General features: G+C 76.7%; 20 protein-coding genes and 1 pseudogene. 12 read left to right on the forward strand and 9 right to left on the reverse strand.

The window, feature by feature from the left end; all coding sequences use genetic code 11:
• The first annotated feature begins 1 nt into the window (after position 1).
• Entirely contained in the window at positions 2–913 is a 912-nt protein-coding gene (locus ACI79R_RS07720; protein WP_456573012.1) for a diacylglycerol/lipid kinase family protein, read from the forward strand.
• A gap of 23 nt (positions 914–936) precedes the next feature.
• Here the strand turns inward: ACI79R_RS07720 and ACI79R_RS07725 are convergent, their stop codons facing one another.
• Both ACI79R_RS07725 and ACI79R_RS07730 read right to left on the reverse strand, forming a co-directional pair.
• Positions 937–2,727, reverse strand: coding sequence for a thiamine pyrophosphate-requiring protein (locus tag ACI79R_RS07725; protein ID WP_456573013.1), 1,791 nt, complete (start codon positions 2,725–2,727; stop codon positions 937–939).
• 3 nt (positions 2,728–2,730) lie between these two features.
• Positions 2,731–3,423: a DsbA family oxidoreductase gene (locus ACI79R_RS07730; RefSeq protein ID WP_456573014.1), complete on the reverse strand. Its 693-nt coding sequence runs from the start codon at positions 3,421–3,423 to the stop codon at positions 2,731–2,733.
• 82 nt (positions 3,424–3,505) lie between these two features.
• On the opposite strand from ACI79R_RS07730, the gene ACI79R_RS07735 reads away from it, so the two are divergent.
• From ACI79R_RS07735 to ACI79R_RS07745, 3 genes are all read left to right on the forward strand, one after another.
• Positions 3,506–4,606, forward strand: coding sequence for an L-dopachrome tautomerase-related protein (locus tag ACI79R_RS07735; protein WP_456573015.1), 1,101 nt, complete (start codon positions 3,506–3,508; stop codon positions 4,604–4,606).
• Positions 4,607–4,625: 19 nt separating this feature from the next.
• Complete coding sequence (locus ACI79R_RS07740; RefSeq protein ID WP_456573016.1) at positions 4,626–5,087, forward strand: GNAT family N-acetyltransferase; 462 nt, start codon at positions 4,626–4,628, stop codon at positions 5,085–5,087.
• Positions 5,088–5,198: 111 nt separating this feature from the next.
• Positions 5,199–6,143, forward strand: a complete 945-nt coding sequence (locus tag ACI79R_RS07745) for an MBL fold metallo-hydrolase (RefSeq protein ID WP_456573017.1) — start codon at positions 5,199–5,201, stop codon at positions 6,141–6,143.
• 63 nt (positions 6,144–6,206) lie between these two features.
• On the opposite strand, the gene ACI79R_RS07750 is transcribed toward ACI79R_RS07745, so the two are convergent.
• The 4 genes from ACI79R_RS07750 to ACI79R_RS07765 are packed head-to-tail and all read right to left on the reverse strand — an operon-like array spanning position 6,207 to position 10,067.
• On the reverse strand, positions 6,207–7,925 hold the full coding sequence (locus ACI79R_RS07750; RefSeq protein ID WP_456573018.1) for an MDR family MFS transporter: 1,719 nt from the start codon (positions 7,923–7,925) through the stop codon (positions 6,207–6,209).
• The gene (locus ACI79R_RS07755) at positions 7,922–8,587 is read right to left on the reverse strand and encodes a TetR/AcrR family transcriptional regulator (RefSeq protein ID WP_456573019.1); all 666 of its coding nucleotides are present in this window, start codon (positions 8,585–8,587) and stop codon (positions 7,922–7,924) included. Before ACI79R_RS07755 ends, ACI79R_RS07750 begins: the two co-directional genes overlap by 4 nt.
• A 44-nt stretch (positions 8,588–8,631) precedes the next feature.
• Positions 8,632–9,225, reverse strand: a complete 594-nt coding sequence (locus ACI79R_RS07760; protein ID WP_456573020.1) for a TetR/AcrR family transcriptional regulator — start codon at positions 9,223–9,225, stop codon at positions 8,632–8,634.
• On the reverse strand, positions 9,222–10,067 hold the full coding sequence (locus ACI79R_RS07765) for an SDR family NAD(P)-dependent oxidoreductase (RefSeq protein WP_456573021.1): 846 nt from the start codon (positions 10,065–10,067) through the stop codon (positions 9,222–9,224). The genes ACI79R_RS07760 and ACI79R_RS07765 overlap by 4 nt, the downstream gene beginning before the upstream one ends.
• A 194-nt stretch (positions 10,068–10,261) precedes the next feature.
• Between ACI79R_RS07765 and ACI79R_RS07770 the strand changes: the two genes are divergently transcribed.
• The 4 genes from ACI79R_RS07770 to ACI79R_RS07785 are packed head-to-tail and all read left to right on the forward strand — an operon-like array spanning position 10,262 to position 14,461.
• Positions 10,262–11,389 (forward strand): glycosyltransferase family 4 protein, encoded by a 1,128-nt coding sequence (locus ACI79R_RS07770; protein ID WP_456573022.1) that lies wholly within the window; start codon positions 10,262–10,264, stop codon positions 11,387–11,389.
• Positions 11,386–12,399 (forward strand): Gfo/Idh/MocA family protein, encoded by a 1,014-nt coding sequence (locus tag ACI79R_RS07775; protein WP_456573023.1) that lies wholly within the window; start codon positions 11,386–11,388, stop codon positions 12,397–12,399. The genes ACI79R_RS07770 and ACI79R_RS07775 overlap by 4 nt, the downstream gene beginning before the upstream one ends.
• Positions 12,396–13,358, forward strand: a complete 963-nt coding sequence (locus tag ACI79R_RS07780) for a Gfo/Idh/MocA family protein (RefSeq protein WP_456573024.1) — start codon at positions 12,396–12,398, stop codon at positions 13,356–13,358. The genes ACI79R_RS07775 and ACI79R_RS07780 overlap by 4 nt, the downstream gene beginning before the upstream one ends.
• On the forward strand, positions 13,355–14,461 hold the full coding sequence (locus tag ACI79R_RS07785) for a zinc-binding dehydrogenase (RefSeq protein ID WP_456573025.1): 1,107 nt from the start codon (positions 13,355–13,357) through the stop codon (positions 14,459–14,461). Before ACI79R_RS07780 ends, ACI79R_RS07785 begins: the two co-directional genes overlap by 4 nt.
• Positions 14,462–14,480: 19 nt before the next feature.
• On the opposite strand, the gene ACI79R_RS07790 is transcribed toward ACI79R_RS07785, so the two are convergent.
• Together ACI79R_RS07790 and ACI79R_RS07795 are read right to left on the reverse strand one after the other, a co-directional pair.
• Positions 14,481–16,289 (reverse strand): glycosyltransferase, encoded by a 1,809-nt coding sequence (locus ACI79R_RS07790; RefSeq protein WP_456573026.1) that lies wholly within the window; start codon positions 16,287–16,289, stop codon positions 14,481–14,483.
• Entirely contained in the window at positions 16,286–17,512 is a 1,227-nt protein-coding gene (locus tag ACI79R_RS07795; RefSeq protein WP_456573027.1) for a glycosyltransferase family 4 protein, read from the reverse strand. Before ACI79R_RS07795 ends, ACI79R_RS07790 begins: the two co-directional genes overlap by 4 nt.
• A gap of 95 nt (positions 17,513–17,607) precedes the next feature.
• On the opposite strand from ACI79R_RS07795, the gene ACI79R_RS07800 reads away from it, so the two are divergent.
• Both ACI79R_RS07800 and ACI79R_RS07805 read left to right on the forward strand, forming a co-directional pair.
• Positions 17,608–18,675 carry a glycosyltransferase family 9 protein gene (locus tag ACI79R_RS07800; protein ID WP_456573028.1) on the forward strand — a complete coding sequence of 356 codons (1,068 nt, stop codon included), beginning with the start codon at positions 17,608–17,610 and terminating at the stop codon, positions 18,673–18,675.
• Positions 18,672–19,736 carry a glycosyltransferase gene (locus ACI79R_RS07805; protein ID WP_456573029.1) on the forward strand — a complete coding sequence of 355 codons (1,065 nt, stop codon included), beginning with the start codon at positions 18,672–18,674 and terminating at the stop codon, positions 19,734–19,736. Before ACI79R_RS07800 ends, ACI79R_RS07805 begins: the two co-directional genes overlap by 4 nt.
• A 72-nt stretch (positions 19,737–19,808) precedes the next feature.
• On the opposite strand, the pseudogene ACI79R_RS07810 reads toward ACI79R_RS07805, so the two are convergent.
• Positions 19,809–20,621 (reverse strand): annotated as a pseudogene (locus ACI79R_RS07810) (ATP-grasp fold amidoligase family protein); the annotation flags it as partial.
• A gap of 97 nt (positions 20,622–20,718) precedes the next feature.
• Here ACI79R_RS07810 and ACI79R_RS07815 point away from each other — a divergent pair.
• A complete protein-coding gene (locus ACI79R_RS07815; RefSeq protein ID WP_456573030.1) occupies positions 20,719–21,633 on the forward strand; it encodes a ribonuclease Z in 915 nt (304 codons plus the stop codon).
• Between the two features lie 90 nt (positions 21,634–21,723).
• Positions 21,724–23,370 carry a glucose-6-phosphate isomerase gene (gene pgi / locus ACI79R_RS07820; RefSeq protein WP_456573031.1) on the forward strand — a complete coding sequence of 549 codons (1,647 nt, stop codon included), beginning with the start codon at positions 21,724–21,726 and terminating at the stop codon, positions 23,368–23,370.
• Positions 23,371–23,422: the final 52 nt, after the last annotated feature.

Consider the following 23,422-nt stretch of genomic DNA (forward strand, 5'->3'; position numbering starts at 1 on the left):
GGTGCGAGAACTGCTGGCCGTGGTGAACGGGGCCGCCGGCAGCGCGGACGACGAGTCGGTGCAGGCGGCCCTCGCGGGGTTGCGCGCCGGCGCCGACGTCCGCGTGGTCCGCACGGCCGACGAGGCGGACCTGGCCCGGGCCGTGGCCGGCCGTGGCGGACGCCGCCTGGTCGTCCTGGGCGGTGACGGGTCCGTGCACGCTGCGGTCCGGGCCCTCGACCGGGCCGGTCAGCTGGATCCAGGGGATCCGGTCGGCATCGTCCCGTGCGGAACCGGCAACGACCTGGCGCGCGCCCTCGACCTGCCCCTGGACCCGGTCGAGGGGGCGGAGGTGGTCCTGACCGGGACACCTCGGGCCGTGGACGTCGTGCGGGACGACGCCGGGGAGCCGGTGCTGAACGCCGTCCACGTCGGGATCGGCGCCCACGCCTACGACCGGGCGACCCGCTTCAAGAAGCTGCTCGGACCCGCGGCCTTCCCCCTCGGCGCCGCGCTCGCCGGCGTCACGACGACCTCCTGGGATCTCCGCGTCGAGGTCGACGGGGAGGTCGTCACGACCGCGGACGGCGGGTGGTGCGCCGACGGGAGAACCGGGGTCCTCCTCGTGGCCGTGTGCAACGGCCCCACGATCGGCGGCGGCCGGCCCCTGGCCCCCTCCGCGGTCCTCGACGACGGGCTGGCCGACGTCGTGGTCTGCGTCGCCACGGGCCCCGTGGCCCGAGCCGCCTTCGGCGTCGCGCTGGCGCGCGGACGGCACGCCGACCGTCGCGATGTCGTGATCACCCGCGGCCGGGAGGTGACCGTCTCCGGCGGTCCCGTGCAGCCCGACGCCGACGGGGAACTGCAGGCCGCTGTCACCGCACGGACCTGGCGGATGGAGCACCGGGCGTGGTCGGTGCTGGTCCCGTCCTGACGTGCGGGGCACGGCGCGCCGGCTCACCCCTGCCGGCGGGCCTCCTGGTCGGCGTAGGTGTCGAGCAGGTCGCGGGCGTGCCGGCCGGCGTCGCCCTCCTGGCCCAGCGCGCGCCGGAACGAGTCGAGCTTCGCCTCGCCGGCCGGGAACGGCGGCAGCAGCGGGACGTCGGCGTCGGTGAGGACCTCCAGCACCACCGGCCGGTCGGCGGCCAGCGCGCGGTCCCAGGCCGGGCCCAGGTCCGCCGGGTCCTCGACGCGGATGCCGGTCAGCCCCAGCAGCTCGGCGTAGCCGGCGAACGGGAACGCGGGCAGCGACTGGCTGTCGTCGAACCGGGGGTCGCCCTCCATCTCCCGCTGCTCCCAGGTCACCTCCGCCAGGTCGCGGTTGGCCAGCACGCAGACGACGAACCGGGGATCGGCCCACGACCGCCAGCGCGCGGCGACGGTGACCAGCTCGGCGTTGCCCAGCATCTGCATCGCGCCGTCACCGCTGAGCACGGTCACCGGCCGGCCGGGATCGGCCAGCTTGGCGGCCAGGCCGTAGGGCACCGCACAACCCATCGACGCCAGGGTGCTCGACAGGTGGGCCGGCACTCCCTCGGGCAGCCGCAGGTGGCGGGCGTACCAGTACGTGACCGAGCCGACGTCCACGGCGACCTGCGCGTCGGCCGGCAGCCGCGGGCTCAGCTCGGCCACCACGGCCTCGGGGTTCACCGGTGCGGCCGGCGTCCGCGCGCGCTCGGCCGACAGCTCGTGCCAGCCCCGCACCGCCGTCTCGACCTCGGTGCGCCACGCCGGGTCCGGCTGCGCGCCGTCGAGGAGCGGCAGCAGCGCCCGGAGGGTCTCCGCGGCGTCGCCGGGCAGCGCCACCTCGATCGGGTAGCGGTTCCCCAGGTGCCGGCCGTCGAGGTCGATCTGGACGGCGCGGGCCTGGCCGGGCGCGGGGTAGAACTCCGTCCACGGGTCGTCCGTGCCGACCATCAGCAGGGTGTCGCACCGCCCGAGCACCGCTCCCGACGCCGTCGTCCCGAGGTGGCCCATGACCCCGGCCGCGAGCGGGTGGCCCTCGTCGACGTACGGCTTGCCGAGCAGGCTGGTGGCCACGCCCGCGCCGAGCGCCTCCGCGACGGCGAGCACCTCGGCCCGGGCCGACCGCGCGCCCTGACCGACCAGCAGTGCCGGCCGCCGGCCGGCGCGCAGCAGGTCGGCGGCCGCGCGCAGGTCGTCGTCCCGCGGCAGCAGCCGGCCCGGCCGCCAGACCGGCGCGGTGACGACGACACCGTGCTCCTGGCCGAGGTCGGGCGCCGGCTGCTGCTGCACGTCGTGCGGCAGGACCACGACGGCGGGGGAGCGGGTGGCCAGGGCGGTGCGGAAGGCCCGGTCCAGCACGAGCGGCAGCTGCTCGGGCGTGGTCACCACCTGGGCGAACTGCGCGGCGACGTCCTTGACCAGGGAGAGCAGGTCGATCTCCTGCTGGTAGGCCGAGCCCAGCACCGACCGCTGCTGCTGGCCCATGACCGCCACCACCGGGACGCCGTCGAGCTTGGCGTCGTACAGGCCGGTGAGCAGGTGCACCGCGCCCGGCCCCTGCGTGGAGACGACCACGCCGACCCCGCCGGTGTACTTGGCGTGCCCGACGGCCATGAAAGCGGCCGCCTCCTCGTGCCGCGCCTGCACGAACGCCGGCTCCCCGGCCCGGCGCAGCGCTCCCATGAGGGCGTTGACGCCGTCCCCGGAGTAGCCGAACACCCGCGGCACGCCCCACTGCCGCAGTCGCTCGACCACGACGTCGGCGACCAGCCGCTCCGCCACCGCTCAGCCCCTCCGTGCCGCGTCGGCCGCCCGGCGGACCAGGTCGTCCCACACCGACCGGTCGTCGCGGTCGACCACCGGGAACCCGGCGCCGGGCTCGCCCTGCCAGTGCAGGTCGATGCCGGGGCTGTGCACGTCGGTGCCGTCGCCGAGGAAGAAGTGCGGGCTCCCCTCCACCTCGTCGGCGCGTGCCCGGTAGTCGGCCATCATCGGCCCGCGCGCGCGGCCGTCCTCCAGCGCGGCCTGCAGCTCACGGGCGTCGACGGCCGGGCACTCCCCGGCGACGTCGACGATCTCGTGCAGCAGGCTGATGCAGCGACTGTCCCGGAAGAAGGCCCGGCGCAGCGCCATGTCCAGTTCCTCGGCGGCCTCCGGGGACTGCCGCGCCGCGGCGTGCACCGCTTCGTTGGCCGGGAGGCTGGTGACCGGCCACTCCGACGGCTGCCCCTGCCACGGGGTGAAGCCGAAGTCCGGCTCGATGGTGCCCACCACCGGGATCTCCGGCTGCACCAGCCCCAGGGGGATGGCGAACCGGTTGACGTCCTCGAGCGCGAACAACCGGTGCGCGATCCGCACCTGTTCGTCGAGCCCCAGGCGTGTGCGGGCCTCGTAGAAGCGGTGCAGGGCGATGGTCGACCAGGCGCAGACGACGTCGGTGTAGACGACGACGCAGCCGGCGGGCACGTCCACGGTCATGGCCGGGCCCCTACCCGGCACCGGTTGCGGCACGCATCGGCCGGCGGGTGTACCCCGGGAGCCGGCGGGTAGCGCGCCGGGCATGTCCTCTCCGACCACGCACGAGACGCTCGGTGACCTGGAGGTCGTCCACCTCTTCGACGACGCGATGCCCACGGGCGTCACGGTGTCCTCCGCCGGGCGGGTCTTCGTCTGCTATCCGAAGTGGGGCGACGAGGTCGGCTTCACGGTGGGGGAGATCCGGGACGGCGCCGTCGTCGCGTTTCCGTCCCAGGAGCACAACGACAACCGCTCCGACGCCGACCCCGAGCGCTTCGTCTCGGTGCAGAGCGTCGTCGTCGACCCGGCCGACCGGCTGTGGGTGCTGGACACCGGCAGCCCGATGTTCGCACCGACCGAGCACGGCGGGCCGAAGCTGGTCTGCGTCGACCTGGCCCGCGACGAGGTGGTGCAGACGATCCTGTTCCCGACCGACGTCGCCCTGCCGACGACGTACCTCAACGACGTCCGGTTCGACCTGCGCCGCGGCGGGGCGGGCGCGGCGTTCATCACCGACTCCTCCGACCAGGGGCCCAACGGGGTCATCGTCGTCGACCTGGCGTCCGGGGAGAGCTGGCGCCGGTTGCACGAGCACCCCAGCACCAAGGCGGTGCCGCCGCCGGACCTGCGCATGGTGGTGGAGGGACAGGAGTTCACCGAGCGGGCGGAGGACGGGTCGACGTCACCGATCTGCATGGGTGCCGACGGGATCGCGATCGCCACCGACGGCGGGCGGCTGTACTACTGCCCGATGGCCGGCCGCCGCTGGTACAGCGTGTCGGTCGACGCGCTGGTCGACCGTGGCCAGGACGACGACGCGGTGGCCGCCACCGTGGTCGACGAGGGCGACAAGGGCTGCGTCAGCGACGGCCTGGAGACCGACGACGCCGGTCGGCTCTACGTGACCGACGGCGAGCACGACGCGATCCACCGCCGACTGCCCGACGGCTCCTGGGAGACCGTCGTCTCCGATCCGCGGCTGCTGTGGCCGGACACCATGTCCGTCGCCGCCGACGGCCACCTGTACGTGACGGCCAACCAGCTGTACCGGCAGGGCAAGTACCGCGGCGGGCAGGATCAGCGCCGCCGGCCCTACGTGCTGTTCCGCACCCGGATCGACGCCGGGCCGGTCCGGCTGCGCTGACGGCTGCCACACTGCTCCGGTGCCGGACGTCGAGCTGCGGGAGATCCACCCGGCGGGGGACGAGGCCCTGGCCCGCGAGCTGCTCGCCCTGCAGCACGCCGCCTACGCGGTCGAGGCCGCCCTGATCGGCGACGACCGCATCCCGCCACTGGCCGAGGACCTCGACGGGCTGCGGGCCGCGCCGCTGCGCTGGCTCGGCGCCCGGTCCGGAGGCCGGCTGACCGGCGCGCTGGCCTGGTCCGAGGACGGCGGTGCGCTGGACCTCGAGCGCCTGGTGGTGGACCCGGGCCGGGCCCGGCAGGGGATCGGGCGGGCGCTGGTGACCGAGCTGCTCGGCCGCGGGGGGAGCCGGCCGGTCGTCGTCGCCACCGGGCGGGACAACACCCCGGCGCGGGCCCTCTACGAGGGGCTGGGCTTCGCCGTCACCGGTGAGCGCGAGGTGCTGACCGGGCTCTGGGTGACCTCGTATCGGCGCGGCTGATCCGACGCATCCAGCGGAACCATTCGCCAGCGGCCGGACCGCTGCCTAGCGTCGCCACAGGTGCGCGCTCCGTCGCGGAGGGCGCCGCGAGAGGACGCAGGTGAGGCGAGGATGAGCACCGCCAGCCCGACGGCGACGCTGCGCGGCGGACCGCCGCGGGCGGAGGAGGTCGGCGACGGCCTGTACGCCTACGTGCAGCCCGACGGCTCCTGGATGATCAACAACACGGGGTTCCTGGTCGGGCCGGACGGCGTGGTGAGCGTCGACGCGTGCTCCACGGAGGCGCGCACCCGCGCCTACCTGGACACCGTCCGGCAGATCACCGGCCGCGGCGTGCGGACGCTGGTCAACACCCACCACCACCCCGACCACACGGCCGGCAACGGGCTGCTGCCCGACGCGACGATCGTGGCGCACGAGGCCGCCCGCACCGAGATGATCGCGATGGGCCAGGCGCACCCGCCGGGCATCTGGAGCGACTTCGACGCCGGGACGCCGGGCTTCGCGCCGCCGTTCCTGACCTTCACCGAGGGCGTCACGCTGTGGGTCGGCGACCGGCGCTGCGAGGTCCGGCACGTCGGCGGGCCCGCGCACACCACGAACGACTCGGTGGTCTGGGTGCCGGACGCCTCGGTGCTTTACGCCGGCGACCTGGTGTTCAACGGCGGTACGCCGTTCCTGCTCAGCGGCTCGGTGGCCGGCGCGATCGAGGTGCTCGAGCGGTTCGTCGTCCCGCTGGGCGCGCGGACGATCGTCCCGGGGCACGGCCCGGTGTGCGGGCCCGAGGTCATCGACGAGGTGCTGGCCTACCTGCGGTTCGTCCTCGACGTCGCGCAGCGCGCCGCCGACGCCGGCCTGACCCCGCTGGACGCCGCCCGGGAGACCGACCTCGGCCGGTTCGCGGAGTGGACCGACGGGGAGCGCATCGTCGGCAACCTGCACCGGGCGATGGCCGAGCTGGCCGGGCTGCCGGCCGGCGGGGCGATCGACGGCTTCGCGGCGCTGCGCGACATGGTCGCCTACAACGGCGGCCGGCCGCTGACCTGCCTCGCCTGACCGCACACCTGCCGACGCGCACCGCGCCCCCGGGACGGTCATCCCGAGGCGCGGTGCGGCCGGTCAGCGGGGAAGTGGCGCCTCGCGGTCGTCGCCGGTGCGCTCGTCGCCGGTGAGGGCGTCACCGCGCTCCCGCGGCTCCGGGAGGACGGCGACCTCCTCGGCGTCGGTGCGCGCCGCCGCCCCCGGCAGGTCGGCCTCGTCGGTGACCGCCTCCCCGCGGGCGACCATCCCGGCGACGTCGGCCAGCGGGATCTCCTTGAGCAGGAGCGCCAGCACCAGGGCGATGGCGAAGGCCGGCAGCAGGTAGAGGAACACCGGTGAGAGCGCGTCGGCGTAGGCGTCGACGATCGCCGTCTTCAGCGGATCGCCGGCGGCCTGCACGGCCTGCGGCACCAGGCTGTCGGGCCCGGTGATCCCGGCCGAGACCGCCTGGGGAGCGTTCTCCGTGAGCGCGCCGGTGAGGTTCTCGGTCAGCCGGCTGGTGAAGATCGTGCCGAACACCGCGACGCCCAGGGTGGCGCCGACCTCGCGGAAGTAGTTGTTCGTGGCGGTGGCCGCCCCGAGGTCGCTCGGCGAGACGGCGTTCTGGGCGACCAGCACCACGATCTGCATGATCAGGCCGAGCCCGAGGCCCATGCAGAACAGCATCAGCCCGACGGTGACCAGCGAGGTCTCCCCGGACAGGGTCGACATCCACAGCATCGCCGCGGCGATGACCAGCACACCCGCGATCGGGTAGGCCTTGTAACGGCCGGTCCGCGTGGTCGCGATGCCCGAGCCGATGACCGTGATGAACAGGCCGGCCATCATCGGCAGCATCAGCAGGCCGGAGTTGGCCGCCGAGGTGCCCGAGGCCATCTGCAGGAACGTCGGCATGAAGGCGATCGCCGAGAACATGCCGAGGCCGACCGCGGCACCGAGCGCGGTGGTGACCACGAACGTGCGGTTGCGGAACAGGCTCATCGGGATGATCGGCTGCACCGCGCGCCGCTCGACGAGGACGAAGAGCACCGCCGACACGGCGAACAGCGCCATCAGCAGCAGGGTGGGGGCCGCCGTCCAGCCCTCGTCGCCGCCGAAGTCGGTGAAGAAGATCAGCGAGGCGGTCGCGATCGACAGCAGCACGACACCGGCGACGTCGACCGGCTCGGTGTTGCGCTTGCGCGGCAGGGTGAGGGCGAACCAGCCGATGACCAGGGCGGCGACGCCGACCGGCACGTTGATCCAGAAGCACCACTGCCAGCCCAGGCTCGCGTGGTCGGTGAAGAAGCCGCCGACCAGCGGGCCGGCGACGGCCGACAGGCCGAAGACCGCGCCCAGCGGGCCCATGTACTTGCCGCGCTCCCGGGCGGGGACGACGTCGGCGATGATCGCCTGCGACAGGATCATCATCCCGCCACCGCCGAGGCCCTGGACGCCGCGCCAGATCACGAACCAGGTGAAGTCCGGTGACAGCGCCGCGCCGACGCTGGCCGCGGTGAACAGCGCGATGGCCACCAGGAACAGCGTGCGGCGGCCCCACAGGTCGCCGAACTTGCCGTAGATCGGCATGACCAGGGTGCTGGCCAGCAGGTAGGCCGTGGTCACCCAGGCCATGTGCGAGACGCCGCCGAGGTCGCCCACGATCGTCGGCATCGCCGTGGAGATGATCGTCTGGTCGAGGCTGGCGACCAGCATCCCGGCGATCAGCGCCGAGAAGATGAGGTTGATCCGCCGGCGGGTGAGGACGATGGGGCCCTCGGCGGAGGTGCCCCTCGAGGGCACGGTCTGCGTGGTCACGCTGCTCCTGTCGGAGGTCGGGACGCCGGGGCGTCGGAGGCGCTGGGCGGCGGGGGAGCGAGGAGCGCGACGGCGGCGTCGCGCAGCCGGTGCAGGTGCACGGCGAACGGGGTGTCGTCGCCGGCCTCGAACCAGATGCCGCCGGCGGTGCGGGCGAGGGCCAGCGCGGTGGCGGCGACCGCGCGGGCACCGTCGTCGGCTCCGGGCAGCCCGCGGCGGGCCGCGATGAGGTCGGCGAGCTCGCGCTCGTGGGCGACGACGCGGGCGAGGTGCCGGGCCAGCAGCCGGGGCTCGCGCTCGGCGAGGGCCATGACGGTGCGCAGGCCCTCGCGGCCCTCGGCGGCCAGCTGCACCGACGGGTCGAGCAGGTCCAGCAGGTCGGCCAGCAGGTCGCCGGAGGGCCCGCCGGCGACGAACGCCGCCCGGCTCTCCGGCGTGCCCATCGGCGGTTCCTCGCCGAGGACGGCGCTCTCCTTGGACTCGAAGTAGTTGAAGAAGGTCCGCAGCGAGACGCCGGCCTCGGTGCAGATCCGCTCGACGGTGACGCCGTCGAGGCCGGCGGCCAGGACGAGCTCGCGGGCCGCGGTGGTCAGCCGGCGGCGGGTCTCGGCCTTCTTGGCCTCCCGCAGGCCGCCGGGAGCATCGGTTTGCACGTCGTGCATCTTTGCACGACGTGCACGACTGCGGGGGGTGACGCTCCGCACCCTCAGCCGGCGCGCACCGACCGCCAGACCAGCTCCGGCAGCGTCCGCTGCGCGCCCGCGAGGTCGATGCCGGGGCCGCCGGCCAGCCAGCGGCGGGCCAGCTCCGCGGGCGGCCCGACGACCAGCACCTCGAGGACGTCCGCCGGGGCGTCCACCACCCGCCCGGCGGCCACCTGGGCGGCGAACCAGGCGTGCAGCTCGCCGGTGCGCGGCGCCACCTCGGCGGCGATCCGCGGGGCGTGGGCCGGCAGGAAGGCCGCGTAGGACGAGGCGTGCACGAAGCGGGCCGCGTCGGGGTGCTCGCGGGTGTGCCGCAGGTAGGCGGCCACGACCGCCCGGACGCCGGTCGCCGCCGTGCGCGAGCGCCGCAGGTCGGCCAGGACGGCGTCCAGCAGCTCCCCGAGGCAGCGGGCGTAGAGCGCGGCGGCCAGCCCGCCCAGGCTGCCGAAGTGGTGGTAGAGGCTGCCCAGGCTCACCCCGCTGCGGTCGAGCACCGCCTGCACGGTGATCCCGTCGGTGCCGTCCTCGGCGTGCACGGCGAGCGCGGCGTCGAGCAGCCGGGCGCTGGTGGCCTGCCCGCGGGTCGTCGTCCTCACGCGGCCACCCCGGTGAGCCGGGCGGCCTCGGCCCAGAGGGCGTCGGCCAGGCCGGGGTCGTCCGCCGGTGCGCGCAGCGGCACCTCGGCGTCCTCCTCGACGTAGCGGCCGGTGCGCCCGGCCCACTCCGGGGCGGTCGCCAGCCGGGCCACCCGGCGGGCGCCGACGGCGGGGTCGTCCCAGCGCCGCTTGGCCAGCCGGAGCAGCAGGCCGACCGGGCCGCCGCGGTCGCCGAGCGCGGTGCGCAGCACCCCCGGGTGGACGGCGTTGACGGTCACGCCCCGCGGCTCCCAGCGGGCCGCCCACCGCGGCAGCAGGGCCAGGTTGCACAGCTTGGTGTCGGCATAGGTGCGCAGGGCCGAGAACCGCGCGCCGGCGCAGGTGACCCCCGGCTCGGCGCGGCCGGTGGCGTACAGCCCGGCGGTCACCTGCACCACCCGGGCGCCGGACTCCGCCAGCCGCTCCTCGAGCAGCCCGTTCAGCAGGAACGGGGCCAGGTGGTTGACCGCGAACGCGCGCTCCACGCCGTCCGCGGTGAGCTCCCGGCGGCTGGGCCAGACGCCGGCGTTGTGCACCAGGACGTCGATCCGCGGGCAGGCGGCCAGCAGCGCGCCGGCCGCCGACCGCATGCCGGCGGTCTCCGTCAGGTCGCCGGTCACCAGGCCGACGTCGGCGCCGGTCTCGGCCCGCAGCCGCTCGCGCGCCGCCGTCCCCCGGCCGGGGTCGCGGGCCAGGAGGACGACGGAGCAGCCGCCGGCCGCGAGTGCGGACGCGGTCGCCAGCCCGAGCCCCGAGGCTCCTCCGGTGACGACGACGGTCGGGGGCTCGGGTGTCGGCGGCATGGCACGGAACGTAGCGCGGTTCTAGAGAATCGTTCTAGTGGTCGGTGCGCGCGACGTGCTGCCGGGCCACCTCGGCCGGCGCTCGACCGGCGGGACCTTCGACTCTGGCGGTACCGCTCGCGGCCTCCTGAGCTGCCCCTCGGCGCTAGCGTCGCCGATCCCGGCCACCGGGGGTCCCGACGAAGGGAGCCTCGATGCCGGCAGCGCGCTCGATCTGCCTGTACACCCCGTCCACCGATCCCTCCGGCATGGGCCAGCACATGCTGGACCTGCTGGCCGAGTACACCGGCAGCGCCGAGGTGTCGCTCATGGTGCGGCCCACCCCCGGTGGCCGGCGGATGCTCGACCGGGCCGCCGCGCTGGGCGCCCGCCCGGTGCCGCTGCCCGGCCCGCGCGATCCGGCCTTCGCCCGGGTCGTGACCGGGGTGCTCGGCGAGACCCGGCCCGACGTCTTCCACGTGCACGTCGGCACCGGCTCCGAGGACTGGGACGGCGCCCGCCTGGCCCGCGCGGCCGGCTGCCCCGCCGTCGTGCAGACCCAGCACCTGCCCTACCTGCTCTCCTCGCCCCGCCGCCGCGCCGGGCTGTTCCACGGCATCGAGACCGTCGACCGGCTGATCGCCGTGTCGGAGGGAGTGCGGCGCACGTACGAGCGGATCGGGGTGCCGCCCGGCCGGATGACCGTCGTCCCCAACGGGGTGGCGGCGCTGCCCGACCGCCCGGACCGGCCGGCGGCCCGCCGCGCGCTGGGCCTGCCGCCGGACGTGCCGGTCGTGCTCACGGTCGGGCGGCTCACCCACATGAAGGGCCAGCAGACCCTGATCGAGGCCGCGCCGCTGCTGCGCGAGCGCCACCCCGGCGTGCAGATCGTGCTGCTCGGCGACGGGCCGCTGCGCGAGCGGCTGACCCGCCAGGCCGCCGGCCTGGGCCTCGCCGGCGTCGTCCGCCTCCCGGGCTGCCGCCCCGGCGCGCGGGCGCTGCTGACCGCGGCCGACGTCTTCGTGCTCCCGTCGCGGTGCGAGGGGATGCCGCTGGCCGCGCTCGAGGCCATGGAGGCGGGGCTGCCGGTCGTCGGCACGCGGGTGACCGGCACCGAGGAGGTCGTCCGGGACGGCGTCACCGGAGCGCTGGTGCCGCCGGGCGATCCGCGCGCGCTGGCGGCGGCCCTGTCCGCGCTGCTCGACGACCCGGTGCTGCGCCGCCGGCAGGGGGCGGCCGGGCACCGGGCCTGGCGGGACCACCACCGGCTCGGGCTGATGGCCGCGCGGACGGCGGCCGTCTACGAGCGGACGCTGACCTCGGCGGCCGGGGTGCCGCGGTGAGCCGGCTGCGGATCGGCTGCGTGGGCACGGGGTTCATCGCCGGCCGGCACCTGGCTGCGCTCGGCTCCTTCCCCGAGGTCGACGTGGTGGCGGTGGCCGACGTGGACGGCGAGCGCGCCGAGGTCGCCGCCGCGCGGGTGGGCGCGCGGGCCTACCGCGACCCGGCACGGCTGCTGGCCACCGAGGACCTGGACGCCGTCTGGCTGTGCGTGCCGCCCGGCGCGCACGGCCCCCTGGAGGCCGCCGCCCTCGACCGCGGCCTGCCGTTCTTCGTCGAGAAGCCCCTGGCCGCCGACCTGGCGACCGCCGAGTCGATCGCGGCCGGGGTCGACGCCGCCGGGCTGACCACCGCCGTGGGTTACCACTGGCGGCACCTGGACGTCGTCCGCCGGGCCACCGCGCTGCTGCACGAGCGGCCGCCGCGGCTGCTCACCGGCGGCTGGCTGGACGCCACCCCGCGGGCGCCGTGGTGGTCGCGCCGCGACGAGTCCGGCGGCCAGGTGGTGGAGCAGACCACCCACCTGTTCGACCTGGCGCGGCTGCTCGCGGGGGAGGTGACCGCCGTCTGCGCGGCCGAGGCGCCGGCCGGCGACGGCGCCGACGTGCCGGCCGCCGCGGCCGCCGTCCTGACCTTCGCCTCCGGCGCCGTGGGCAGCCTGTCCTCGGCGCGGGTGCTGGGCTGGCGGCACGCGGTGGGGCTGGAGGCGGTCGCGGACGGCTGCACGGTGGCGGTCACCGAGCGGGGGATCGCCGACCACCGGCTGCGGATCACCACCGCCGCCGGCGAGGAGGAGGTCGTCGACTCCGGCCAGGACCCGATCGCCGTCGAGGACCGCGAGTTCCTCGACGTCCTCCTCGGCCGGGCCGAACGCGTCACCGTGCCCTACGCCGAGGCGCTGCGCAGCCACGCGCTGGCCTGGGCGGCCGACCGGTCGGCCCGGGAGGGCGGGCCCGTGCGGCCGGCCGGCGCGGTTGCCCCGGCCGCGCCCGGGGCAGGAGCGGCCGGGTGACGACCCGTATCGGAGTGGTGGGAGCCGGGTTCATCGCCGGCCGGCACGTCGACTCGCTGAGCGGCATCGACGGGGTGACCGTGACCGGGGTGGCCGATCCGCAGCGGGAGCGCGCCGAGCGCCTCGCCGGGCGGGCCGGAGCCACCGCGTACGACGGCTGGGAGCAGCTGCTCGGCGCCGGCCCGCTCGACGCCCTGTACGTCTGCGTGCCGCCCGACGCGCACGGCGGCGTGGAGGACGCCGCGCTGGACCTGGGGCTGCCGCTGTTCGTCGAGAAGCCGCTGGCCGCCGACCTCGGCACCGCCGAGCGGCTGGCCGCCCGGATCGAGGCGGCCGGGCTGCTGACCGCGGTCGGCTACCACTGGCGCCACCTCGACACGGTGGACCGCGCGCGGGAGCTGCTGGCCGACCGGCCCGCCCGGCTCGTGCTCGGGGCCTGGCTCGACAAGGCGCCGAACGTGCCGTGGTGGGCGCGGCGGGACCGCTCGGGCGGGCAGACGGTCGAGCAGGCCACGCACCTGTTCGACACCGCGCGGGTGCTGGTCGGGGAGGTCGTCGAGGGCTGGGCGACCGGCAGCCGCTCACCCGACGGTCCCGGCGACATCCAGGACGCCTGCACCGCCGCCGTGCGCTTCGCCGGCGGGGCGGTCGGCTCGTTCGCCAACAGCTGCCTGGCCCCGCGCGGCGCCCGGATCGGCCTGGAGCTCGTCGCCCCCGGGCTGCGGCTGTGGCTGACCGAGCACCGGCTGGAGGTCACCGACGCCGACGGCGAGCGGGTGGTCGAGCGCGGGCACGACCCCATCGAGGCCGAGGACCGCGCCTTCGTCGCCGCCGTGCGCGGCGAGGGGGACGACGTGCGGGCGTCCTACGCCGAGGCCCTGCGCACCCACCGCCTGGTCACCGCGGTCGCCGCGGCGGCGGCCGGCGGCGGCACGGTGCAGCTGGGGAGCGGCGCGTGAGCCGGCGGATCCGCAGCATCGGGGTGGTCGCGCCGGGGGAGCCGGGCATCCTCGAGCTCGAGGAGCCCGAGCCCGGCCCCGGCCAGGCGTGGGTGCAGACGCTGTGGTCCGGCGTCAGCGCCGGCACCGAGGTCGCGCTGGTGCGGGGCACCGATCCCCACCACCAGCGGTCCTGGGACCGCGACCTGCGGGTCTTCGCCCCCGAGGGGCCCACCGCCGGCTATCCGGTCCCGAGCCTCGGCTACATGGAGGTGGGCCGGGTCACCGAGAGCCGCGTGCCCGGGCTGGCCGAGGGATCGGTGGTCGCCATGGCCTACGGCCACCGCACCGGCCGCTGCGCCGACCCGGTCGGCATGCCGGTGATCCCGGTGCCCGACGACCTCGACCCGCTGCTCGGCGTCTACCTCGCGCAGATGGGGCCGATCTGCGTCAACGGCCTGCTGCACGCCGCGGCGCTCGCCGAGGGCCCGGGCGCCGAGGTGGACGCCGGGGTCCGCGACCGGCACGTGCTCGTCATGGGCGCCGGGGTGATCGGCCTGCTGTCGGCGCTGCTGGCCCGCCGGCACGGCGCCGCCGACGTCGTGGTCGCCGAGCCCTCGCCCGCCCGGCGGGCGGTGGCCGGGGCGCTGGGCCTGGCGACCGTCGACGACGCCGACGGCGGCGCCTGGGCCCCGGTCAAGCGGCGGTGGCGGCACGGGGAGGGCGACGCCGGCGCCGACGTCGTCCTCCAGTGCCGCGGGCACGACGTCGCGCTGGCCACGGCCCTGCGGGCGCTGCGCCCGCAGGGCGCCGTCATCGACCTGGCCTTCTACCAGGGCGGCGCCCCGGCCGTGCGGCTCGGCGAGGAGTTCCACCACAACGGACTGGCGGTCGTCTGCGCGCAGATCGGCCGGGTGCCGCGGGGGATGGCCGAGGCCTGGCCGCGGACCGCGCTGGCCGCGGTGACCCTCGACCTGCTGCGCGCGCACGGCGACGACGTCCGCCGGCACCTGGTCACCGACGTCGTGCCGTTCGAGGAGGGGCCGGCACTGCTGGCCGAGCTGGCCGGCCGGCGCCGTCCCTCCCCGCCGCTGCAGGCGGTGCTGCGCTTCGACGCGCCCTGATCGGCGGGTTCCCGCGGCGTCAGCGGGCGACCGACCGGAACAGCGCGACCAGCCGGTCGGCGTGCGCGTCGAAGGTGTGCCGCTCCCGGGCGGCGAGGGCCGCCGCCGCGCCCTGGCGGTCGCGCAGCTCCCCGCCGAGCGCCTCGGCGACGTCGTCGGCCGACCGGTAGAACAGCCCGGTCCCCTCGGCGCGCAGCACCCGCTCGACCGACACCAGCGAGCCCGGGTGGGCCGGCTGCAGTAGCGGCAGCCCGGCGGCCAGGCAGACCGGCAGCCGGGCGGGGGAGTTCAGGTCGTCCCAGGTCGCCCGCCGCAGGTCGCCCCCGTTGTCGCTGGGGTAGCGGTGCAGCCAGCCGGCGTCGTACCGGGACAGCTCGGCCACCCAGTCCTCCGGGCCCACCGCCGGGTGCACGTGCACGAATTCCGGCGCGCGGGCCAGCGCCTCGTCCAGCCAGCCGGTCCAGGACCCCTTCGGGCCGGGCGCGCGGACCTGCCCGTGCAGATGGGTGTGCACCCCGCGGGCGGCCAGGTCCAGCACCCAGGCGAGGTCCAGCCCCGAGGGCCGGCCGACCACGGCGGTGTGCGGCTGCCCGTCGGCGGCGGAGAGCTTGCCCGACAGCGCCCCGGCCAGCCGGTCGCCCACCGGCAGGTCGCCGTCCAGGACGCCCAGCCGCGCCGGGTCCACCCGGCCGCGCAGCGCCAGGGCGAACCAGTCGCGCTCCTCGTCGGTGGCGAACAGGCAGGCGTCGGCGCCGGTGACCAGGTCGGCCAGCAGCGGCCACTCGCCGCGCACGATGCTGCGCTGCGGGGCCTCCTTGAAGTGCCAGACGAACGGCAGGTCGGGGAATGCGGTCCGGACGGCGTGCGCGAACGGCACCGCCCGCCAGTTCAGCTGGGCCCACACGACGTCCGGCGCGAGGGCGGCGACCTCCTCCCGCCAGCGGTCCCGGTCCAGATCGGGGACGTGCCCGAACGGCAGCGGGCCGACGGTGGCGTCGCCCAGCCCGTCGGCGGTCCACAGCCCGGTCAGCCGGTGGCCGCGCTCCAGCAGGGTCAGCACCCGCTCCGGGTTGAACGCCAGCTCGCCGACGACGAGCACCGACAGCCCGCCGGGGTCCGGGACGTACCGCCGTGACCGGTACCGCGCGTAGCGGGCCACCTCGTCGACGGCGCCGCCGTCGGTCGAGGCGAAGCGCAGCGGGGCGGCCACCCGGTAGCGGGTGCGGAAGACGTTGAGGCCGCCGTCGAAGGCCTCCCGGATCGCCCGCGAGCGCTGGCCGGGGTGGCGGGTCCAGGCGCAGGTGACCCGGCCGGTGTCCGCGGTGCGCCCGTGCGCGGCGACCCGGGACCACATCAGCCGCCCGAGGTCGTCGCTCTCCAGCTCGGCGCGCTCGGTCCACCGGTCCGCGGTGCGCCGGTGGGCCACCTGCACGAGCTGGTCGTAGGGGGTGCCCGCCGGTTCGGCCAGCCCGCTCCGGACCAGGACGACGCCGTCCTCGGCCAGGCCTCCGAGCAGCGCGGACAGGTGGTCGCCGTACCAGACGTCGTCGGCCGGCAGGTAGGCCACGACCGGGGCGGTGGTCGCGTCGAGGGCGGTGTTGAGCGCCGCACCGAGCCCGCGGTTCGCGGCGGACCGCAGCAGCCGGATCCGCGGATCGGCCAGCGCGGACACCACCGCGGCCACCGCCTCCGGATCGGGGGACCCGTCGTCGACGACGACGGCCTCCCAGTCCGGCCGGTCCTGGGCGAGCAGGCCGTCGAGCGCGCGGGGGAGGAAGGCGGCCTGGTCGTGGACGGGGACGAGGACGGCGACCGCCGCGGCGGTCACCCGACCGCGGCCGGCGTCCGGCCGAGCGCCCGCGCGTAGACGTCGGCCACGCGGGCGGCCAGGTGCGGCCAGGCGTATCCGCGGGCCCGCTCCCGGGCGCCGCGCGCCAGCCGCTCGCGCAGCGCGGGGTCGGCGACCAGCCGGTCCAGCGCGGCGGCCAGCGCGCCGACGTCCCCCGGCGGCACGAGCAGCCCGGTGCCGCCGTCGGCCACCACCTCCGGGATGCCCCCGACCGCGCTGGCGACGGCGGGCAGGCCGGCGGCCATCGCCTCGGTCAGCACCGAGCCCATCTCCTCGTAGGCCGACGGCAGCACGAGCACGTCGAGGGAGCCGAGCACCGCCGGGACGGCGGAGTGCTCCACGAACCCGGTGGCGGTGATCCGCTCCCGCGCGGGGCTCTCGGCGATCCGCTGCCCGACCAGCGCCCGGTCGGGCCCGTCGCCGACGACCACGAGCTGCGCCTCCTCCCGCATCCGGCCGAACGCCTCGACGAGCAGGTCGGCCCGCTTCTGCGGGGCGAGCCGGCCCACGTAGCCGATGCGGGGACGGCCCAGGCCGGGGAACAGGTCGGCACCGCCGGGGGCGAACAGCGCCGGGTCGAACCCGGACGGGATCGTGGTCACGCGCCCGGCCGGGACGCCGTCGGCGCGCACGGCGGCCGCCGCCCGGTCGGTGAGGACGACGACGGCGTCGGCGCGCCGCACGGCCGACCGCTCGATCCAGCCGCCCAGCGCCCGCAGCAGCCGCGTGCGCACCGAGCGGCCGGTCAGCGTGTGGCCGACGCTGCAGTGCAGCGTGACCACCAGCGGGCAGCCGTGCCGCCGGGCGGCCAGCCGGCCGAGGGGGAGGGTGGCGAGGTCCTCGCCCTGGTGGGCGTGGACGACGTCGACCGGGGACGCCGGCCGGCGCAGCACCGCCGGCAGGGCGGCCAGCGCCCACAGCTGCCGCAGCCGGGGGAGGGGCAGGCCGGTGCGGTGCACCATGGCCGCGTGGCCCAGTCGCGCGGTGCCCGCCCGGGCGGCCAGCCGGGAGGTCACCACCGTCTGGCGGTGGCCCTGGGCGTCGAGGCAGCGGGTGAGCGTGGCGGTGTGGTTCTGCATGCCGCCGATCGGGTCGAAGCGGGCGGCCCGGGAGGTGAGCTCCCCGGGGAGCGCGCCCGGGGTCGCCGCCGTCCCGGTCCGCGGCGCGGGCTCGAAGACGCTGCACAGCCGCAGCACGTGCACCGGCCGTCCTCCTCGTCGGATGTGGCCACGGCTGGGCCGGGGACCCGCAGTAGAGCACGGGTTACCGGCCTGCGCCGCTGGGCAGGAGGCCCGGCGTGACCGCTCCGCTGGCCGATCCCGCGGTGCGCCGGCTGGCGATCGTGCGGCTGCGCGTGGGCCTCGGCGACCTGCTGTGCTCGCTGCCGGCGCTGCGCCGGCTGCGCGCGGCGCGGCCGGACCTGACGGTCACCCTGGTCACCTGGGAGCGGATGGCGCCGGTGGTCGAGCGCATGGGCGACGCCGTCGACGAGCTGCTGCCCTTCCCCGGCGCGGCGGGGATCCCCGACGGGCCGGTCGACGAGGCCGGCCGGGCGCCGTTCCTGGCCGCGGCGGCCGAGCGGCGGTTCGACCTGGCCGTGCAGGCCTACGGGGACCGGCCGGCGGCCAACGCGGTCACCGCCGCCCTCGGTGCCCGGCTGACCGGCGGTTTCGCGCCCACCGGCTGGAACCCGCCGCCGGGCACGGAGGCGCTGCACCTGCGCTATCCGGTGCACCTGCACGAGGCCGAGCGGCACGTCCGGCTGCTCGAGCACCTGGGGCTGCCGGCCGGCGGTCCGCCCGAGATGACGTTCCCCGTCACCGCCGCCGACGAGGCCGAGCACGCGGCCACGCTGCGGGCAGCCGGCCTGGTGCCCGGCGGCTACGCGGTCCTGCACCCCGGCGCCTCCTCGCCGACCCGCCGCTGGCCGGCCGCCCGCTACGCCGCGGTCGGCGACGCCCTGGCCGCCGACGGACTGGCCGTCGTCGTCACCGGCGTGCCGGGCGAGCGGGCGATCAGCGCGGCGGTGGTCGCGGCCATGCGCGCCCCGGCCGTCGACCTCACCGGCGCGACGAGCCTGGGCGGGCTGGCCGCGCTGCTGCGCGACGCCGCGGTGCTGGTCGGCAACGACACCGGCTCGGCACACCTGGCCGCCGCCGTCGGCGGCCGCGGCGTGACCGTGTTCCTGCCCGGCGACCCGGTCCGCTGGGCGCACCGCGGGCCCCGGGCGCGGGCGCTGGTGGCCGACGTGCCCTGCGCGCCGTGCCCCCACCTGGTGTGCCCGATCGACTTCCGCTGCGCCGACTCCGTCCGGGTGCCCGACGTCGTGGCCGCCGCGCGGGACCTCGCGGCGGCCGCCCGGTGAGCGGTCGGCGGCCGCGGGTCGCGTTCGTCTGCGACTCCGACGCCTGGGGCGGCGCCGAGGTCTACCTCACCCACCTGCTGCGGCGCGCCGAGGGGCTCGGCTGGACGGCCTCGCTGGTGGTGGCCGAGCCGGTCGCCGAGCGGTTCCGCCCGGTGGTGCCTCCGGAGCGGCTGGCGGTCGTCCCGCCGGCCCGCCACGCGGCCCAGGCGCCGGCGGTGCGCCGCGCCCTCGCCGCGACCGGGCCGGACGTCGTGGTCGTCAACCTGGTCGACCCCGGCTCCAACGCCGCCGCCGCGACCGCCGCCCAGCAGGTGGCCCCCGCGGTGGGCGTGCTGCACCTGCCCGGCGACGCGGGCACCGGGGTCGCGCGGCAGCGGCTGGCCGGCGTCTACGCGCGGATGGCCGCCGTCCTCACGCCCGCGGCCGGCGCGCGGGACCAGCTCGTCGCCGACCTCGGGGTGCCGGCGGAGCGGGTGACCGTCGTCCCCAACGGCGTCGACGTCCCGCCGGCCGCGTCCGGCCCGGCGGGCCACGCGGTGCCGCGGATCGGCGCGCTGGGCCGGCTGACCGCGCAGAAGGGCTTCGACGTCCTCCTCGAGGTGGTGCGGAGGCTGGCCGGCGACGGGGTCGCGCTCGAGGTGGTCGTCGGCGGCGCGGGCCGCGACGAGCAGCCGCTCCGGGCGGCGGCGGTCGGGCTGCCGGTGGCCTTCGCCGGGTTCGTGACCGACGTCCCGGGCTTCCTGGCCGGGCTGGACGTCTTCTGCCTGCCCTCCCGGCACGAGGCCCTGCCGCTGGCGCTGCTGGAGGCCATGGCGGCGGGGCTGCCGTGCGTGGCCACCGACGTGGGCGACGTCGCGGTGGCGGTGGGGGACGACGCCGTCGTCGTCCCGCCGGAGGACCCGGCCGCGCTCGCCGCGGCGCTACGCGACCTGCTCGCCGAGCCCGGCCGCCGGGTCGAGCTCGGCCGGCGGGCCCGCCGCCGCGCCGAACGCGCCCTCGACGCGGACCTCATGGCCGCGCGCACCTACGCCGTCCTCGACCGGGTCCGCCGGCGCGACTGAGCCGCCGGCGCCGCGCAGGCGCAGCAGCCGCCGCGGGCCGCCGACCGGCAGCGTCCAGCGCGCGCCGAGGTGGGCGTCCAGGCCCGGCTCCAGCCGGGAGAGGCCCGCGCCCGGATAGGGGGTGAGCTCGCCGAACCAGATCTCGCCCCGGTGCAGGTAGAGGTCGACGCGCAGCATGTCGTATCCCGCGGCGATCCGCGTCACCGCGCGCAGGAGGTCGTCCAGCCGCTCCGGCGGCGGCACGTCGTCGCCGGCGGGATAGCCCCACGTCCACGGCAGGGGCGCCCAGTCCGGGGTGTACAGGCGGGCCCGGTGACCGTCGGTCCGGCCGGTGTGCACCCCGATGACCCGCGGGACGCCGTCGGTGACGACCACCTTGACGTCGGCGGGCACCGTGCCCGGCTCGCCGACGAACTCCTCGACCAGCAGCCCCGCGCGCGCCCGCCGGTAGGCCCACTCCTCGCTCTTGCGCCAGTACCGCTCGGCCGTCCAGCCCGCGGTGCGGGCGGCGAGGTCCGCGACGTCGGCCGGGCCCTCGCCGATCAGCACCCGCATGCAGCTGTGGTTGGGCTTGAGCACCCACGGTCCGCGCAGGTCGACGCCGGCCAGCGCCGTGACGTCGGTGCCCGACCACAGCGTCCGCGGGATCCGCACCAGGTCGCCGGCCCGCGCCCGGGCGTGCTCCTTCATCGCGAGCTTGTCGCAGGTGTGCGCCAGCAGGTCCCGCCGGTCGTGCGCGATCCGCCACTGGAGCTTCTCGGTGAACGAGGCGTGCCCGCGCAGCCGTGGCCAGGCGCCGTGCGCCCGCCGGTACAGCCAGGCGCGGCGCGGCCCCGGGGGCAGCAGCCGGTGCCGGGGCACGAGCGTGACCGGGTCCCTCGACATCCGCCTCCCTCCCTCGACCGCGAGGCCGCCCGGTACCCCGGCCTCCCGGCGGGGAACCGGGAGGTGACCGAGCCCTCGCCCGGCTAGCCTCGCCGCCGTGGCGGCCCGCGAGCTGGTGGTGCTCGGCACGGCGAGCCAGGCGCCGACGCGCACGCGCAACCACAACGGCTATCTGCTGCGCTGGGACGGCGAGGGCCTGCTGTTCGACCCCGGCGAGGGCACCCAGCGGCAGCTCCTGCTCGCCGGCGTGCCGAGCAGCGCGATCACGCGCATCTGCCTCACCCACTTTCACGGCGACCACTGCCTGGGCCTGCCCGGCGTGGTGCAGCGGATGTCGCTGGATCGCGTCGCCCACCCGGTCGTGGCGCACTATCCGGCGTCGGGGCAGGTCTTCTTCGACCGGCTGCGCGCCGCGTCGGTCTTCACCGACGTCACCGACCTGCGCCCCGAGCCGGTGGCGGCCGAGGGCCCGCTCGGGCGGGTCGGGACGGCGACGCTGGGAACCCGCCGGCTGGACCACCGCATCGACTGCGTCGGCTACCGGCTGGTCGAGCCCGACGGCCGGCGCATGCTCCCCGACGCGCTGGCCGCCCGCGGCATCGCCGGGCCCGACGTCGGGCGGCTGCAGCGCGAGGGCCGGCTGGTCACCGCCGGCGGCACCGTGGGGCTCGACGAGGTGAGTGCGCCCCGGCCCGGCCAGCGGTTCGCCTTCGTCATGGACACCCGGCTGTGCGACGCCGTCCCGGCGCTGGCCGACGGCGCCGACCTGCTGGTCATCGAGGCGACGTTCCTGCACGAGGACGCCGAGCTGGCCACCGCCTACGGCCACCTGACCGCCCGCCAGGCCGCGACCGTCGCCGCGGAGGCCGGCGTCCGGCGGCTGGTGCTCACCCACTTCTCCCAGCGCTATCCCGATCCCCGGCGGTTCGCCGACGAGGCCGCCGCGGTCTTCGACGGGGATCTGGTCGTCGCCGCCGACCTGCAGACCGTTCCGCTGCCGCCCCGCAGGTGAGCCGGTGGTTCGGCGGGGGGCGCGTCGGGCAGGGTGGACGGCGGCAGCGACCCGCGCCGGGCAGCGGCGCGGACGGCAGGAGGGGACAGCATGGACACCGCCGCGACCGACATCTCCACGACGCCGGAGTGGGAGGCACTCGCCCGGCACCACCGGAAGGTCGAGGGCACGACGCTGCGCGAGCTCTTCGCCGCCGATCCCGACCGCGGCCGCCGGCTCACCGCCCAGGCCGCCGACCTGCACCTGGACTACTCCAAGCACCGGGTCACCGACGAGACGCTGCGGCTGCTGGTCGCGCTCGCCGAGCGGGCCGGGCTGCGCGGGCGCATCGACGCGATGTTCGCCGGCGAGCACATCAACGTCACCGAGGACCGCGCCGTCCTGCACGTCGCCCTGCGCGCCCCCGCCTCGACCGAGCGCGTGGTCGACGGCCAGGACGTCACCGCCGACGTCCAGGAGGTGCTGGAGCGCATGGCCGGCTTCGCCGAGCGCGTCCGCTCGGGGGAGTGGCGGGGGGCGACCGGCCGGCCGATCCGCGCGGTGGTCAACATCGGCATCGGCGGCTCCGACCTCGGCCCCGCCATGGCCTACACCGCGCTGCGCGCCTTCTCCGACCGCGGCATCGCCTTCCGCTTCGTCTCCAACATCGACCCGACCGACTTCGCCGAGGCCACCCGCGACCTGGACCCGGCCGAGACGCTGTTCGTGGTCAGCTCCAAGACGTTCACCACGCTGGAGACGCTGACCAACGCCTCGGTCGCCCGCAGCTGGCTGGTCGAGGGCCTCGGCGGCGACGAGTCCGCCGTCGCCCGGCACTTCGTCGCGGTGTCGACCAACACCGACGCCGTCCGCGAGTTCGGCATCGACCCCGACAACATGTTCGGGTTCTGGGACTGGGTGGGCGGCCGCTACTCGTTCACCTCGGCCATCGGCCTGTCCCTGATGGTCGCCATCGGCCCGGAGGCCTACCGGGAGATGCTCGCCGGGTTCGCCGCGGTCGACGAGCACTTCCGCACCGCGCCGTTCGAGGCCAACCTGCCGGTGCTCCAGGGGCTGCTGAACGTCTGGTACACCGACTTCTTCGGCGCCCAGACCCACGCCGTGCTGCCCTACAGCCAGTACCTGTCCCGGCTGCCGGCCTATCTGCAGCAGCTCACGATGGAGAGCAACGGCAAGTCGGTGCGCTGGGACGGGCAGCCGGTGACCGTCGCCACCGGCGAGGTCTACTGGGGCGAGCCGGGCACCAACGGCCAGCACGCCTTCCACCAGCTGCTGCACCAGGGGACGACGCTGGTGCCGGCCGACTTCATCGGCTTCGGCCGGCCGAACCACGACATCGGCGAGATGCACGACCTGCTGATGGCCAACCTGTTCGCGCAGAGCGCGGTGCTCGCCTTCGGCCGGACCGCCGAGGAGGTCGCCGCCGACGGGACGCCGGCCGACGTCGTCCCGCACAAGGTGATGCCCGGCAACCGGCCGAGCTCGGTGATCCTCGCGCCGCAGCTGACCCCGTCGACGCTCGGCCAGCTGGTCGCGCTCTACGAGCACACCGTGTTCGTGCAGGGCGTGGTCTGGCAGATCGACTCCTTCGACCAGTGGGGCGTGGAGCTCGGCAAGGTGATGGCCCGCCAGCTCGCCCCCGCGCTGACCTCCGAGGAGCCCGGCGAGCTGGACCAGGACGGCTCCACCACCGCCCTCGTCGAGCTGTACCGGCGGATGCGGGGACGCGCCGTCTGACCAGGGGCGATCCGCGTCGACATGTCGTCAAGACGTCATGACGTATCGTCGA

It is taken from the genome of Blastococcus sp. SYSU D00820, assembly GCF_054050695.1.